At 36.1% G+C, this 16122-nt stretch carries 14 protein-coding genes and 1 pseudogene; 3 read left to right on the top strand and 12 right to left on the bottom strand.

The genetic code is table 11. From position 1 onward, the window contains the following. Nucleotides 1-104 precede the first annotated feature (104 nt). The 5 genes from rho to fdaB all read right to left on the bottom strand — a co-directional run bounded on the left by rho (nucleotide 105) and on the right by fdaB (nucleotide 6314). A complete protein-coding gene (gene rho / locus CNQ82_RS10040; protein ID WP_123145139.1) occupies nucleotides 105-1421 on the bottom strand; it encodes a transcription termination factor Rho in 1317 nt (438 codons plus the stop codon). 228 nt (nucleotides 1422-1649) lie between these two features. Continuing rightward, nucleotides 1650-3077: an aldehyde dehydrogenase family protein gene (locus tag CNQ82_RS10045; RefSeq protein ID WP_123145140.1), complete on the bottom strand. Its 1428-nt coding sequence runs from the start codon at nucleotides 3075-3077 to the stop codon at nucleotides 1650-1652. Between the two features lie 171 nt (nucleotides 3078-3248). Then, complete coding sequence (locus CNQ82_RS10050; RefSeq protein WP_123145141.1) at nucleotides 3249-3584, bottom strand: winged helix-turn-helix transcriptional regulator; 336 nt, start codon at nucleotides 3582-3584, stop codon at nucleotides 3249-3251. 62 nt (nucleotides 3585-3646) lie between these two features. Next, a complete protein-coding gene (locus CNQ82_RS10055) occupies nucleotides 3647-4906 on the bottom strand; it encodes a UDP-N-acetylglucosamine 1-carboxyvinyltransferase (protein WP_123145142.1) in 1260 nt (419 codons plus the stop codon). Between the two features lie 550 nt (nucleotides 4907-5456). Beyond that, complete coding sequence (fdaB, locus tag CNQ82_RS10060) at nucleotides 5457-6314, bottom strand: class IIb fructose-bisphosphate aldolase FdaB (RefSeq protein WP_123145143.1); 858 nt, start codon at nucleotides 6312-6314, stop codon at nucleotides 5457-5459. 305 nt (nucleotides 6315-6619) lie between these two features. Between fdaB and CNQ82_RS10065 the strand changes: the two genes are divergently transcribed. Continuing rightward, a complete protein-coding gene (locus CNQ82_RS10065) occupies nucleotides 6620-7153 on the top strand; it encodes a DUF2529 family protein (protein WP_123145144.1) in 534 nt (177 codons plus the stop codon). A gap of 45 nt (nucleotides 7154-7198) precedes the next feature. Here the strand turns inward: CNQ82_RS10065 and CNQ82_RS10070 are convergent, their stop codons facing one another. From CNQ82_RS10070 to CNQ82_RS10085, 4 genes are all read right to left on the bottom strand, one after another. Further along, entirely contained in the window at nucleotides 7199-8818 is a 1620-nt protein-coding gene (locus CNQ82_RS10070) for a CTP synthase (RefSeq protein WP_123145145.1), read from the bottom strand. Nucleotides 8819-9062: 244 nt separating this feature from the next. Further along, nucleotides 9063-9617: a DNA-directed RNA polymerase subunit delta gene (gene rpoE, locus CNQ82_RS10075; protein ID WP_123145146.1), complete on the bottom strand. Its 555-nt coding sequence runs from the start codon at nucleotides 9615-9617 to the stop codon at nucleotides 9063-9065. A gap of 128 nt (nucleotides 9618-9745) precedes the next feature. Beyond that, nucleotides 9746-10606, bottom strand: a complete 861-nt coding sequence (locus tag CNQ82_RS10080) for a GNAT family N-acetyltransferase (protein WP_123145147.1) — start codon at nucleotides 10604-10606, stop codon at nucleotides 9746-9748. A gap of 72 nt (nucleotides 10607-10678) precedes the next feature. Next, on the bottom strand, nucleotides 10679-11044 hold the full coding sequence (locus CNQ82_RS10085) for a VOC family protein (RefSeq protein ID WP_206125361.1): 366 nt from the start codon (nucleotides 11042-11044) through the stop codon (nucleotides 10679-10681). 88 nt (nucleotides 11045-11132) lie between these two features. Between CNQ82_RS10085 and coaW the strand changes: the two genes are divergently transcribed. After that, nucleotides 11133-11939, top strand: a complete 807-nt coding sequence (gene coaW / locus CNQ82_RS10090) for a type II pantothenate kinase (protein WP_123145149.1) — start codon at nucleotides 11133-11135, stop codon at nucleotides 11937-11939. 214 nt (nucleotides 11940-12153) lie between these two features. Here coaW and CNQ82_RS10095 read toward each other — a convergent pair whose 3' ends face one another. The 3 genes and pseudogenes from CNQ82_RS10095 to CNQ82_RS13310 form a co-directional block, all read right to left on the bottom strand. Further along, nucleotides 12154-12819 carry a DUF2750 domain-containing protein gene (locus CNQ82_RS10095; protein WP_123145150.1) on the bottom strand — a complete coding sequence of 222 codons (666 nt, stop codon included), beginning with the start codon at nucleotides 12817-12819 and terminating at the stop codon, nucleotides 12154-12156. A 133-nt stretch (nucleotides 12820-12952) separates the two neighbouring features. Beyond that, a complete protein-coding gene (ldmS, locus tag CNQ82_RS13305) occupies nucleotides 12953-14113 on the bottom strand; it encodes an L-aspartate--L-methionine ligase LdmS (protein ID WP_240624947.1) in 1161 nt (386 codons plus the stop codon). 66 nt (nucleotides 14114-14179) lie between these two features. Continuing rightward, nucleotides 14180-15337: pseudogene (locus CNQ82_RS13310) on the bottom strand (M20 family metallopeptidase); the annotation flags it as partial. A gap of 284 nt (nucleotides 15338-15621) precedes the next feature. Here CNQ82_RS13310 and CNQ82_RS10105 point away from each other — a divergent pair. Next, complete coding sequence (locus tag CNQ82_RS10105) at nucleotides 15622-16086, top strand: S-ribosylhomocysteine lyase (RefSeq protein ID WP_123145152.1); 465 nt, start codon at nucleotides 15622-15624, stop codon at nucleotides 16084-16086. Nucleotides 16087-16122: the final 36 nt, after the last annotated feature.

Consider the following 16122-nt stretch of genomic DNA (forward strand, 5'->3'; position numbering starts at 1 on the left):
CATCTGGAACAGAGTTATTTGTGAGTTTTTACCCAATACTTAGTAATTATAATTGGTAGCAGTATAAATTGCAACCCATTCTAGAATTCTTCTTTGAGAAATTATTAGATAATCGGTTTGCCAGTCTTTTGACTTTCCACTGCAGCGGCTTGAAGTTGTTCGAAAAATTCTTTATTCGTTTTAGATCTTTTCAACTTGCGAATAAAGCGTTCTGTAAAGTCTGTCGTATCACGGAACATATTACGCAGCTGCCATAAGCTGTCTAGTTCTTTTTGGTCTACTAACAACTCTTCTTTACGTGTTGAACTTCTTGCAATATCAATCGCTGGGAAAATACGACGTTCTGAAAGTTTACGATCTAGATGTAATTCCATATTACCTGTCCCTTTAAATTCTTCATAGATAACGTCGTCCATACGAGAACCTGTGTCTACTAAGGCAGTAGCTAAGATGGTCAAACTGCCACCAGCTTCAATATTTCTGGCTGCACCGAAGAAATTCTTAGGTTTATATAAAGATGCAGGATCTAAACCACCTGATAAAGTACGGCCGCTTGGCGGGATGACTAAGTTGTATGCACGTGCAAGTCGTGTGATGGAATCCATTAAAATGATAACATCCTCACCGATTTCAACAAGACGTTTGGCACGTTCTAGCAGTAACTCTGCAACTTTTACATGGTGTTGAGGCGGTTCGTCAAATGTAGAGTGTACAACCTCAGCATCTTCACTTGAGCGTTCTATATCTGTTACCTCTTCAGGTCTTTCACCCACTAAGAGAATAAATAATTTAGCATCTGGTTTATTTGTTGAAATTGCATTGGCTATTTCTTTTAATAAAGAAGTTTTCCCTGCTTTAGGCGGTGCTACAATCAATCCACGTTGACCTAAACCGATAGGCGCAACTAAATCCATAATTCTAGTAGAATAGTTAGTAGGTTCTGTTTCTAATTTGATTCTTTCTTCGGGATAAAGTGGAGTTAAAGCTTGGAAGTGGGGTCTTTTCTTTACTTCCTCTGCGTTGTGATCGTTGACAAAATCAACTTGGAGCAAACCATAGTATTTTTCATTATCTTTCGGTTTTCTTACTTTACCAGTTACTTTGTCGCCAAGTTTAATTTCAAATCGGCGAATTTGGCTGGCAGAAATATAAATATCTTTTTCACCTTTTGAATAGTTGACCGTTCTTAAAAAGCCATATCCATCTGGTTGGATATCATCTAAGATACCTTCCATATAGTAATTACCATCTTTTTCCATCTGCGCTTCCATAATGGCAAGTACTAATTCTTTCTTATTGAGTTTGCTGTAATTAGTTAGTTTTAATGCTTTAGCCTTCTCAGTGAGAACTTTAGTTGTATTGTTCTTGTACAGCTCATGAAAGGACTCATATTGAGGAGATGTACGCACTCTTTCAGTCATGATTGACACTCATTTCATTGTAGATTCTTTATTAATCACTTTTTAACAAGTAATTATACTAGATTTATAATAGCAAACTTTGATTTTAATTACAAAATCATTCTAGCTGAAAATTAAACTCTTTGGGTAAATTGGACAAAATTTGTCTTATTCTTGTATTTAACATTAAAAAACCGGGGAATTAACCCCGGTTTGATACTCGTATTCGCTTAAAGATTTATAATAAAGTTATTCATAGTAGCCAGCGATTGATTTCACTTCTAGGAATTCTTTGATACCATAATCGCCCCATTCACGGCCAATACCTGATTGTTTGTAACCGCCGAATGGTAAGTCTGGTTTACGGCCTGCTTCATTAATTTCAATTGTACCTGCTTCAATCTCACGTGCAACTTTTCTTAATGTGTTTAAATCTTTACCGTATACATAACCAGCTAAGCCATATTTAGTGTCGTTAGCTATTTTAATTGCTTCTTTTAAATCATTATAAGTGATGATAGACATTACAGGACCAAAGATTTCTTCTTGTGCAATAGTCATATCATTCTTCACATTTGCAAAGATAGTTGGTTTTGCGAAATAACCTTTATCTAATCCTTCTGGTTTACCGACACCGCCAAGTACCAGTTCAGCACCTTCATCGATACCTTTTTGGATATAATCTTCTACTTGATCGAATTGTTTTTTACTAATGATTGGACCCATTTGGACACCTTTTTCTCTTGGGTCGCCTACTTTAACTGCACTCATTTTTTCTTTCGCAGCTTTGATAAAGTCATCTTTCATTGATTCTGGCACAATTGTACGTGTACCTGCTGTACAAACTTGACCAGTGTTGTTATAAACTTTGCCTACTGCTGCTTCTGCAGCACCTTCAATATCTGAATCATCAAGGATAATATAAGGTGATTTACCGCCTAATTCTAATGAAACTTTCTTGAAGTCTTCTGCTGCTTTTTGCATAATCTTAGCACCAGTTGGACCAGAACCAGTAAATGACATCATACGTACTTTAGGATTTTCACTTAATGGATTACCGACACCTTCGCCATCACCATTTACTAAGTTGAATACACCTTTAGGTACGCCTACTTTATCAAAGATTTCTGCTAAAATAATAGCCGCATATGGTGTCATTTCAGAAGGTTTTAAGACCACTGGACTACCCGCTGCGAATGCTGCAGCTAATTTTAATGATGTTTGGTTAGTAGGGAAGTTCCATGGTGTAATTAATCCTGCTACACCGATTGCCTCTTTCACTACTAAATCTTCACCACGTTTTTCTTCAAATTTAAAGTTATCTAGTGCATCTCTAGCTTCTGTAAAGTGTTCAAGACCCATTTGATAATGCACGTTCTCTGAAACTTCAAGAGGTGAACCTAGTTCATCTGTAATTGCTTCAATAATATCTTGTTTTCTATTCTTATATTCTTGTACAATTTTATCTAGTAAATCTCTTCTATATTCTACACTGCTGTGACGGAATTCAAGATAAACATTGTCTGCAGCATCTACTGCTTTATCTACGTCTTCTTTATTGCCTTTTGCAATTTGACCTAGAACTTCTTCATTTGCTGGGTTGATTACATCAAGTGTTTCACCACTTGCACTATCTACCCATTCGCCATTGATATATTGTTTAGTTTGAATTCTCAACTATAGTCACTCCTTAGAAATTACGACTTATATTTATATTCTATCCATTATGAATATATTTTAAACGTATTTCTTATAGCAAGGGAGCGGGACAAGCACTTTTTCTGTTCAGATAGCTACTGCCAATTCAAAAAGATAAGCCGGGACATCACGATGTCCCGGCTTATAAATTTATACTTGTGTTTGATTATTTTCGAGTTCTACGTATTTTTGAGCCCATTCTTCCATCGGTTTCAGAGCTTCAGCTAAAGCTTCACCTTTTTCTGTAAGTTGATACACAATCGAAAGTGGCGCTTTGGAAACGATATTTTTATCTACTAAATCCCAATCCATTAATTCAGTCAATTTTAAACTTAATGCACGTGGCGTTATCGGTTTTAAATCTTTTTTCATATCACTGAAGTGAGCTGAACTTTCTGGACATCTTGAGAGATAATTAATAATTAAACCATTCCAACTTCTGCCGATAATTTTAAATGTCTCTTCTAGATATGGACATACTTCCATTTAAATCACCTCTTCATGATATGCAATCATGCTTAGTTAGTATATAAAGTATATCACATTTTTTAAAGCGTTTCAGCCCAAATATCTGCACCTAAGGATTTTAAATTTTCTACTATATTAGCATAACCTCTATAAATATGATTGACATTATAAATAGTAGTTACGCCTTCTGCAATTAAACCGGCTATAATCAGACTTGCTCCGGCACGTAAATCACTCGCATATACAGATGCACCATGCAATTGAGAAGGTTTGATTGTTGCAGTTCCTTGATCGACGTGAATATTTCCACCCATTTTTTGAAGCTCATCAACGTGTTTAAAACGTTCAGGATAAATGGTATCTGTAACAAACGAAGGTCCTTCTGACAAGAATAATAAAGGTGTAATCGGCTGTTGCAAGTCTGTTGCGAACCCAGGATAAACCAATGTTTTAATATTCACACTCTCATAAGGAATCTTACTTTTGATTACTACAGAATCATCATGCATATCAACATCAGCACCTAATTCACGTAGTTTCACTGTTAGAGGTTCAATATGTTTAGGAATAATATTTTCCAATTCTACCTCTGTTCCGCAAGCTGCAGCCATACACATGTATGTACCCGCTTCAATTCGGTCTGGAATGATTTGATGTGCTACTCCATGCAGATGTTCTACTCCTGTAATTTTGATAGTACTTGTGCCGGCACCTTTAATATCAGCACCCATTCCAGTTAAGAAAGTCGCAACATCTACTACTTCAGGTTCTTTCGCTGCATTTTCAATAACAGTTTGCCCCTCCGCTCTTACTGCTGCTAACATAATATTAATAGTCGCACCAACGCTTACCATATCAAGGAAAATATTGGCACCTTTTAATTCATCTGCTTCAATTTTCATAGAAGTTGGGCTAGATTCATCAATCTTTGCGCCTAAAGCTTTAAACCCTTTAATATGTTGATCGATTGGACGTGGTCCTAATGGACATCCGCCTGGCAATCCAATCACGCATTTTTTAAAGCGCCCTAGCATCGCTCCCATCATATAATATGATGCTCTTAAAGACTCCACTTTATGATTAGGTAGAGATGCGTTTTGGATTTCTGTAGGATCGATGCGTAAATCTGTACCTTCTAAATCAGTTTTAATATTCAAATCGCCTAGCAAACTTACTAACGTCTCAACATCTGAAATTTGCGGCAAGCCTTCTAATGTCACTACATCTTCTGCTAATAATGCAGCTGGAATGATAGCAACTGCGCTGTTTTTAGCGCCGTTAATTTTAATTTTTCCGCTTAATGGCTGCCCGCCTCTGATTTTAATTACTTCTTGAGCCATCCTTTTGTTCTCCTTTTTCATTCAATCTTTCAATCTTTAATCCTTCACAATTCAAACTGTTCAGCTTCTATATCTAACAGTTTCTCGCTTCAAATAACGATTATTCAATTCTAATCTGTCAGTTTATTAAATCCAATCATTTTTCGTGGTAATCACTCTAATTGATTATAATATAAAAATAGTAATCATAGTATTATCTTCCCTTATACATATTAGCTTCTAAGTTGAATATAACACTTACTATTTATATAAAATATTAAACTATATTGCAGCTTATGTACCCTATCATGAATAGGTTGGAATATAGTGAATCTCTTCCATAGTTATTTGCTTAAATCACTTTAGATATTATAGCATAAAGGATAATAGAACTGTAAAATTATTTCCCTGCTGACGTATTGATTTTATTTTTTAAATTAAGCTTAATCAATATATTTCTCGCTTTAAATTGACGCGCTTCTGCCTTTGTAAACACCCAATGAAAATAGCGATGCACGAAAAAAGAGCACCATAAGAGATGCTCTTCTTGAATGCTAAATGTTGAATCTGATTATACGCGGTTTGATGTACCGAACTCTTTAATTTTACCAGTAACTGTAGCTTTGATAGCTTCACGAGCTGGTCCTAAATATTTACGAGGATCGTATACATCTTTATCATTGTCTAATACTTCACGAACTGCTTTAGCAGAAGCAATTTGGTTTTCAGTATTAACATTGATTTTTGCTGTACCTAAAGAAATTGATTTTTGGATATCTTTAGTTGGGATACCAGTACCACCGTGTAATACTAATGGTAAACCAGTAGATTCTCCAATTTCTTCCATTTCTTTGAAACCTAAATTAGGTTCGCCTTTGTAAGGACCGTGTACTGAACCTAAAGCTGGTGCTAAAGTATCAATACCAGTTTTTTCAACTAATTCTTGACATTCTTTAGGGTCAGCGTAGATAACGCCGTCTGCTACTACGTCGTCTTCTTGTCCGCCTACAGTACCTAATTCAGCTTCTACAGAAACACCGCGTTCATGTGCGTAGTCTACTACTTTTTTAGTGATTTCGATGTTTTCTTCAAATGGACTATGTGAAGCGTCAATCATAACTGATGTAAAACCAGCGTCGATAGCTTCTTTACATTTTTCGAAACTTGAACCATGGTCTAAATGAATTGCAACCGGTACTGTGATTTTAAGGTCGTGCAATAAACCTTCAACCATTTTTACTACAGTGTAGAAACCGCTCATATAACGAGCTGCACCTTCTGATACACCTAAAATAACTGGTGCATTTTGTTCTTGTGAAGCTTCTAGAATTGCTTGAGTGAATTCTAGATTGTTAAGGTTATATTGACCTACTGCATAACCTTTTTCTTTCGCATCGATTAACATTTCTTTCATTGAAACTAAAGGCATGAAAGTTCCTCCTTGAGTGCGTCGCGCACGTGATTTTTACACTTTAAGTATATCAAAACCACCCCTTAAATGCATTGCAAAAAACAATGTAAGCGGTTTTAATTGATAAATTTGTGTGAATTTTTTAAATGAAAACGTATTCAAATTTTATACCGTCCTCATTCTTTAACCATTGCTCTTCTTAAAGCAATGTGTTGTTATACACTACCCTGTTTACTTAGTACTTTATACATCGATTAGAAAATTGAATTACATTATTTTCTCCCTTAAAATAATGTGTATATATTAAATTTATGGAGGTAAACATGGCAAATATACTGCAGACCCAACTAACAGGCATTTTTAATCGTTTAAATGACCAATCTTTAGATATACAAATGGCTGCACAATGCTTAATTCAAGCAATCGGAGGCGAAGGAAATGTGTATGTCAAAGGTTATGATGATTTAAAGTTCTTTGAAACTTATATTACAGATAGTCATGAAAAATTAGAATCTAGTCGCTTGCTAACTGATTTAAAAAGTTTGGATACGTTAGATACAACAGATCGCGTACTCCTCTTTGCTCCATTTTATACTGAAGAAGTTCAAAGAGATACGCAAGCACTCATTGATTTAGATGCTGATTTCGTACTGATTTGTAATAAAAATAAAGAAGTCGACATTCCTGATCATCTCTTGCATTATATTAATTTAAGTACTCCTCGTCCGATTGTATATACAGAGGATTATGATAAAGTGGTTCAACCGCATCCTATGGCTTTGAATTATATTTATTATGAGATTTATACACAGATGATTGAAATGATTCGCGACTTAGATTTAGATCCTGAAGCATAAAATAAACGCATCTCCCATAATCAAAGGAGATGCGTTTTATATTACTTATTTATTTTCTTTGGCTTCTCTGTATTTGTTAGCCGCTTCAATAAATGCTTTGAAGATAGGTTGCGGACGATTAGGACGTGATAAGAACTCTGGGTGGAATTGACATGCAAAGAAGAAATCATTTTGCGGTAATTCTACCATTTCAATACGACGGCCATCTGGACTTACACCTGAAAATACAAGTCCATTTTCTTCCATCTGTTCACGATAGTTGTTATTAAACTCATAACGGTGACGGTGTCTTTCTTCGATTTCTTTTTTACCGTAAATGTCGTATGCCAAAGTCCCTTCTTCGACTTCACTTGGATATAGACCCAATCTTAAAGTGCCTCCCAAATCTTCAATGTCTTTCTGTTCAGGAAGTAAATCAATCACTGGGTAAGGCGTATCGGGATCAAGTTCAGCTGAATGTGCGCCTTCTAAGCCAAGTACGTTACGTGCAAATTCTACTGTCGCTAGTTGCATACCTAAGCAGATGCCGAAGTATGGTACATTGTTTTCGCGTGCATAGCGGATGGCTGAAATTTTACCTTCACTTGCACGGAAACCGAATCCGCCTGGTACTAGGATTCCGTCTACATCTTTCAAGTAATCTGCAGCATTGTCGTCTGTTAATTCACTTGAATCAATCCATTTGACGTTGATGTCTTTATGAAGCGGATAGCCAGCGTGTTTCAACGCTTCTACAACTGATAAATAAGCATCTTGCAAGCTTACATATTTACCGACTAAGCCGATTGTTATTTCACCATCTAAGTTGTTCACGATTTCTAATAAGTGTTTCCAGTCATCTAATTGTGTGGCATATTTCGCATTTAAATCTAAGCGTTTGATTACTAAGTCATCCATATGTTGTTTGCTTAATTGTAATGGAATTTCATATAGAGATTCTGCATCGCGGCATTCGATTACGTTTTGCTCTGGAATATCGCAGAATAATGCAATTTTATCTTTTAAATCTTGTGTCATTTCATATTCTGTTCTGACTACGATTAAATCAGGTTGAATACCTAAGCCGCGTAATTCTTTAACACTGTGTTGCGTAGGTTTTGTTTTCATTTCACCTGCTGCTTTGATGTAAGGTAATAAAGTACAGTGGATATACATTACATTTTCTCGGCCTAAGTCACTGCGGATTTGGCGGATGGCCTCAATAAATGGTAAGGATTCAATATCACCTGTTGTACCGCCGATTTCAGTAATGACTACATCCGCATTTGTACTTTCGCCTGCTAATAATAAACGTTCTTTAATTTCATTTGTAATATGTGGAATCACTTGTACAGTACCGCCTAAGTAATCGCCGCGACGTTCTTTTTTCAAAACGTGAGAATAGACTTTACCGGCTGTAACGTTTGAATATTTATTTAAGTTAATATCAATAAAACGTTCATAGTGGCCTAAATCTAAATCTGTTTCAGCTCCGTCATCTGTTACAAATACTTCCCCATGTTGATAAGGACTCATTGTACCTGGATCCACATTCAAATATGGGTCGAATTTTTGAATTGTGACAGAAAGGCCTCTGTCTTTTAATAGTCTACCTAAAGATGCTGCAGTAATCCCTTTACCTAATGAGGAAACAACCCCACCAGTTACAAAAATGAACTTAGTCATGTTTTATATCCTCCTACTATTCATTACAAATTAATTTACTTATACATATCATGTCTTTACTTCTTTTTATCTTAAGACAATATCATTATGAGATATTTCTGTCTTAACTGCGAAGTTACTTGTTATAAAAATAAAAAAACGCTCCCTCTCACATCACATGTAAAGGGGGAGCGTATGATTTATACACGTTGTCCTAATTAAAGGAGCCCGAATAAAATTCTATCATTTTCCCGAGAAAAGTCAATTAAATTTTATCGTCATCTGCATCGTCGTTGAAGTCTGTTTCTTCTTCAAACAACTCTTCAGCTTCATCCATTTCATCTTTATCTTCTTCGATAACGATATCAGAATCATTAATTTCTTCTTCATCTTGCGGATCATCTAAATCTTCTTCATCTTCGTCTGAATCAGTAGGTTCTGCTTGTTCCTCTTCTTCTTCGTCTTCATCTTCACCAAGAAGTTTAAGGTTTTTATCTTCTTCATCATCTTCATCTAAAATATCGAATTTTTGGATAGTTGGTGCGATTTTTTCTTCAATATCGTCTACTGAGTACCAGTCACGTAATCCCCAGTTATTCTCTCCGACATTAAGGAAGCGACCATCAGTATTCAAGTCAGTATAGAATTGAACGATACGGTTTTCTAAATGTTCATTATCTTCGTAGTGGCCTAAAGATTTGAACTCATCAATAATATCGTACAAATTCATTGTAGTGCCTTTTTCTTCCAATAATGTGTGGGCCATATCGATAAATGATTTTTCGTCTACCATTTCTTTAGTGTAGTCTTGGATTTTCATTATTTTATAACTTCCTTTCAAAGGCTTTCTTTATCAGGTTATTCACAAATTTTCTTAATTTCCATGTTAACAAAATTAAATTATAAATGACAATATCGCTTTTCGCAATGCCATTGTCTTACTTTCTCTTAATAGACAATGTATTTTTCGTATTTCACATAGTCGTCTGTGTGGAGTGTTTCTACAAAATTACTATTCATGCATAACGGCTTCAACTCATTGTGTTCTCCAAATAGAATAATATCTAATGAATTAATTGCAGGGTAATTTTTTCTAACATAGGTTGCCAGCTGGCGTAATGCACTTTCAGCAATACCTTGATTACGATGTGTTTCGTAAACTTCAATTCCCCGGATATGCATGCGTTGATTTGTAGCTTGCAATGCAATAAACCCTACTTTATTTCCATCAAGCATTAAATCTACGGTATCTATTTCTTTGTCAGGCTGCTCTTTTGGCGCTGTAAGCTTTAAAGAAGAAACATAATTAGAATCTAAATCTAAATAATAAAGTCGCTCTTTGCCAATCGGGCCCTCTTCTTTCGTCGCAGCATGCATAAAGCCTGCACGTTCATAGACATTCCAAGCCGCCTGATTTTCAGCATCTACTACAAGATATAAGTGATTGAAGTTGCTGTATAGGGACTGCACATAGTCTGGCAAATTCATCATTACCTTAGTGCCATATCCATTCCCTTGAAACTTTTCATTAATCGATAAGGACCGAATATAAACCACATGGTCCGGTGTATCGTAGCCTTCATGTTGGTAAAATTGATGTAATACAAAGAAACCGACAACTTCCTTATCTTTATTAATCGCAATATTAGCAATGCGATTTTTATCTTCCAATGCATCTTCTAATACTTGAATAGGCAGTGATGAATAAATTTGCTGTCGCTCTGACAGCTCAAACTCTAAAATATTATGATAATACTTTTGTTCGTATGGCTTGATAGTAATATCGTCATATTGTTTGCTGTGTTTCATTTAATTATCCCCTAGTCATTTCGTTTAGTCTTCGGCATTTGTTAATCTGTTTGTGTTGAAAGTACCCTATTTTCATTTTAAGAAACAGTTCATCAGCCAGTTAATACCAAATTGATCTTTAACTTGACCGTGCATCGAATTGAAGAATGTTTTAGCAAGTGGCATGTGCGGATCCCCATTTTCACTTAAAGCATTATACACACGTTGCTCTTCTTCTAAATTATCAAAAGTCAGAATTAAATTTACGTTATCATTACTGAATGGTTTTCCATAGCTACTCGATAGATGTATAACAGTGCTTTCATTAATTTGAACTTCAGCATGCAAAATTTTATCTTTTTGCTGATTGAGTATAATTATTTCTCCACCAAATATAGAATTATAAAAATCTACAGCTTTTTTTACATCATTTACGATAATATAAGGACTTAATTGCATTATTTATCCTCCTTAGCTTTGTTTTTTCTTTTCCTTTTGATTATACTATTAATGATTATGAGTTATACATATTTACGAGGTGAAATCTATGAAAATCGGTATCGATGCTGGCGGAACTTTAATTAAAATTGTAGAAATCAATGATAGTGAACGTACATTCCGCACTGAACTTTCTTCTAATCTAGATAAAGTGATAGCATGGTTGAATAGCCAACCATGTAAAAACGTTACTTTAACAGGTGGTAAGGCGAAATTGATTCAAAGTCAATTAAACTTTCCAGCTAAAGAATTTGTAGAATTCGATGCATCTTCTAAAGGATTAGAAGTACTTTTAGAGGAACAAGGCCACCATCTAGACAATTATATTTTTGCGAATGTCGGAACAGGAACATCACTTCACTTTTCAGACGGTAAATCACAAAAACGTGTAGGCGGAATTGGTGCCGGTGGCGGTATGATTCAAGGGCTGGGCTATTTATTGTCAGGCCTTTCAAACTATACAGAACTTACTGATACCGCTCAAAAAGGAGATCGAGAATTTATCGATTTGAAAGTAAAACATATTTATAAAAATAGTGAGCCCCCTATTCCGGGCGATTTAACTGCAGCCAACTTCGGCCATGTCTTGCACAATTTAGATAAAGAATTATCTGCAGCAGACAAACTTGCTTCAGTTATGGGAGTAGTTGGCGAAGTAGTAACTACTATGGCTATTACACTGGCCAGAGAATTCAATACAGAGAATGTCGTTTATATTGGTTCTTCTTTTAATAATAATCCGCTTCTTCGCAAAGTTGTCGAAGATTATACCGTACTTCGAGGTTTCAAACCTTTTTATATTGAGCACGGAGCTTTCTCAGGGGCATTAGGCAGTATATATCTCGGCGCTGAGTAAGGGAGCAGAACAGTAATAACATTGGTTCAAATTATTTCGTCGTTCTGCCCCGACAAGGCTAGCTAGAATAGAAAAAAGCTTGGAACAAGCGCGTTTTCTATTCAGATAGCTACTGCCAATTTGGAACAAGCGCGTTTTCTATTCAGATAGCTACTGTCAGTTCAAAAAAAGGAGAGGATTGGACAAAATTATGTCCAATCCTCCTTCTTTGTTATTAATAAGATAATTCATTTTTTAAAGTTTGTGCAGAAACAATTGTCCCTACTACACCGGGTTTGAGATTAATTCCGACACCTTCATCGTTGTCACGTAATTTTTCAAGCCAATCACTGAAAACTTCTCCTTCAACTTCTTCAACTTCACATTCTTCGAAGTCTTCATCACGAACTTTTTCAGCGGATTTAAAATCACTCCATACCGGCATTATGTTAGGTTTGCTTTCTCCGTTTTCACTAATAATAATAAATTGTTTACTCCCTTTATCAGTCAACCCGAATACTTCATCAGTGCGTGCTGTAATACGTGAAAACTCAACAGTACGAATGCGATCCAGCTCACTCATGAGTGCTTTAGTGAAATCATAAATATCAATGAAATGTCCTTGAACTGTGTCAGTGACATTGACTAAAACTTCATCACCTTTATCAAACAAATCGTCCATCTCACAAGTTACGAAACGATCAATATCTCTGGAAATAATTTTATCATAACTCTGATGGTTGTCTTTGAAATAGGCTTCTGCTATTTCTCTCTCTGTCCAAAAGCATGGATAATACTTGTTATCTACTTCTTTTCTTACCATTTTCTTATCTTTGACTGCAATATAATAAGTTTCATTCACAAGCAAATCCTTAAAAAATGATTCTTGTTTATAATCCATTACAAACCCACTTTCTCTTATGTCGTTTACCATCTCAAATATATGATAACATCGGATATCAGTCAATGGAATATCACTACATACATGAGAGTGGAACTGAGATATTTTTGTCTCAGCTCCACTCTCATATTTCTTATTCAAGTTCCTTCAAGAAAGCACGTTCGTTTTGTTCTACCTCTTCGCGTGTACTGCCATGCCAAATACAAGCGAAACGAGAATTCACTTTATCTTTACCATACCAATCTCCATCATAGTATGATAAAGGATAGATTTTACCTTGTCGCACATATTTCATAATCGTTCTGAAAAACTTAGTATTGTCGCCATCTGCAAAGTAGCTGTAGAATTTATGGTTCGCACCTGATAATTCATCATCTAACAACAACATACTTGTCGATCCATTTTGACGGAAATTCAAATCAATAGCATAAACATCGCCATATTTGTCATAGAGTAAATCAAAGCCGCCGACGCCATAGAATCCTTTTTCTACACCGATTTCCATAATTTCTCGGCCCGCTTCAATGACTGCTTGCGGCACTTCCTCCACCGGTACGCTTTGATTGCCATTATAGAAACCATATTTATTAGTAAGCTGCTCTGTTGTGCCGAGATATTTTAATCCGAGCTGGTCCGAATATGCGAATTGCACACAATAATTGGCGATGGCCTCGATTTTTTGTTCAATAATGATAGTATCTGTTTCTTCCACTGCTTTGTTAATACGTTGGATAGCTTGATCCAAATCTTCTTGGTTGTAGCAGATCATGACACCATAACCGCCTGCAGTTGGCAAATCATCACCCGGCTTCAAAACAAATGGGAACTCCCAATCTCGTACCGCAGCTTCAAACTCTTCTACTTCTACAATTTGACGTTTCGGCAAGTATTTACCATTCGTCCATTCTGGAATACGTGCTTTATTGTTCAAAGCCACAAAGACATCTTTATTGAGTGCGTAATCTTCTTTACTGACTAAATCTTCGCTATGCACATATTGGAAATAAATTTTCTTATTTTCTTCTTTAGTTAGAGATTGGAGCAAATGCTCATAACTTGCTTGGTTATGGAATTTATAGACATTCTTCGGTACTTCTTTGCCAACTTCATCAAATAATTGCTTAAGCTTATTCGACACACTGGCTTCATGTACAATTACCGGCATCTTGTTAGCAATCAACAACTCACGGCCAGTTAAGAAGTTAGACTGATGCTCGTCAGGTTCTAACCAAGGATTTGATACATAAGAAGGTCTTGACGTATAGACAATATCCTCATCGTATAAATCACTCAAAGTAACTTTAGGCTGTTCAGAGTGTTTGCGGAATTCTCTTAAAGAAGCTTGTTTGACTTTACGGACATGCTGCTCTTTAATTTCTCTCAATAATTCATTATTTGAAATTAAATCTAAAGCCATACGCGTCAAAATTGTAGCACCTTTGATTAAAGCACTATCGCCATGTTCGCTTGCTGCCGCTTCTTTGAATTTATAAGTATGGCCTACTAAATTGCTTGGACCAATTTTAATATGTGCGTGCAATGTCGGCACAACATGGCTGACATTCCCTGTATCTGTTGAACCATAACCGAAATCATCTTCACTGACTTCTTCGCCGTATTGTTTGGCATAATGTGCAAATAACTCATCTAAAGTCGGCGTTAAGATAAACTCGTTTACGCCATTTTGTATAGGTTTGCATTCATAGTCGCACCCAGTTTGAATGGCTGCACCTTGAGCAATTTGCCCTACTCTTTTCGTTAAAAAATCTAAATCCTTGCGTGTTCTTGAACGTGTATAGAACCGCGCATGTGTGAAATCCGGGATAATGTTAGCTGCTTCGCCTCCATTTAAAATGACCCCATGGACACGTTCTCCCTTTTTAATTTGCTGTCTGAGCTGTGCGATACCGTTAAAATAGCTGATCATCGCATCTAAAGCATTAATCGCTTCATTTGCATTTTCAGAGGCATGCGCACTGCGTCCATAAAATTTAATATCTAAAACATCCACTGCTAAAGTATGGATGGTTTTATAAGTTTCATTACCTGGATGCAACATTAAAGCTACGTCTAATTGATCAATGACTCCAGCTTTCACATAACTTGCTTTCGCACTGCCGTTTTCTCCGCCTTCTTCTGCTGGACAGCCGAGAACGACAACTTTGCCGCCCACCTCATCAATGACTTCTTTTAAAGCAATACCAGCCAGAACGCTTGTGGTACCGATGATATTATGGCCGCATGCGTGTCCGAGACCAGGAAGTGCATCGTATTCAGCAAGGAAGCCGATTGTGGGACCTGGTTTATTGCTATGGTATTCCGCGATAAATCCTGTTTGGTGTCCTGCAATATCTTGCTCAATTTCAAATCCGTATTTTGTAAGTTCTTGCATCAATAATCCAGAGGCAAACACTTCTTGGTTTCCGAGTTCTGGACGTTCATGTATTCTATGACTAATTTCAATAAATTCTGACTCTTTATTTTTAATAAATTGTTCTACTTGTGTTTCAACTGACATTCCACATGCTCCCTTTATTCAAAAGTTATAATCTGATGAGGGACGAAAGGCTTTGGGAACTCTCGTTTATCGTTTTCATCCTCATGACTATATCTTTATCAGTAAAATCGATTACTAAACATTTTAATGGTTTTTGAACGCTTTGTCATTACTTTTTCGAAAATTTAATAAACTTATCCCGAGTATTCCTATCAACTTTTACCCCAAAATTAAGACTTTCAAATTGTAAAACCCGTCTTTGCTTGTTACAATTGACTCAAAGAAACTAGAGGAGGATTTAGGTTATGCCAAAAATGAACGTTGAAAGTTTCAATTTAGACCACACAAAAGTTGTTGCTCCGTTTGTACGTTTAGCCGGGACAGTTGAAGGAGCGAATGGTGATGTGATTAAGAAATATGACATCCGCTTCAAACAACCAAATAAAGAACACATGAAAATGCCAGGTTTGCATTCATTAGAACACTTAATGGCTGAAAATATCAGAAATCATACAGATAAAGTAGTGGACTTAAGTCCAATGGGTTGCCAAACTGGATTTTATGTTTCTTTCATTAATCACGACGATTATGAAGATGTCTTGAATATTATCGAAGCTACTTTAAATGATGTTCTTGCAGCAGACGAAGTACCGGCATGCAACGAAGTTCAATGTGGTTGGGCAGCAAGTCACTCACTAGAAGGCGCGAAAGAAATTGCACAAGATTTCTTAGATAAACGAGATCAATGGGATAAAATTTTTAGTGAATAATGCTTAATTTAACAGTAAGTAAAAGAAAGAACGGGA

Origin of the sequence: Staphylococcus debuckii, from assembly GCF_003718735.1 — a bacterium.
Taxonomy (GTDB): domain Bacteria; phylum Bacillota; class Bacilli; order Staphylococcales; family Staphylococcaceae; genus Staphylococcus; species Staphylococcus debuckii.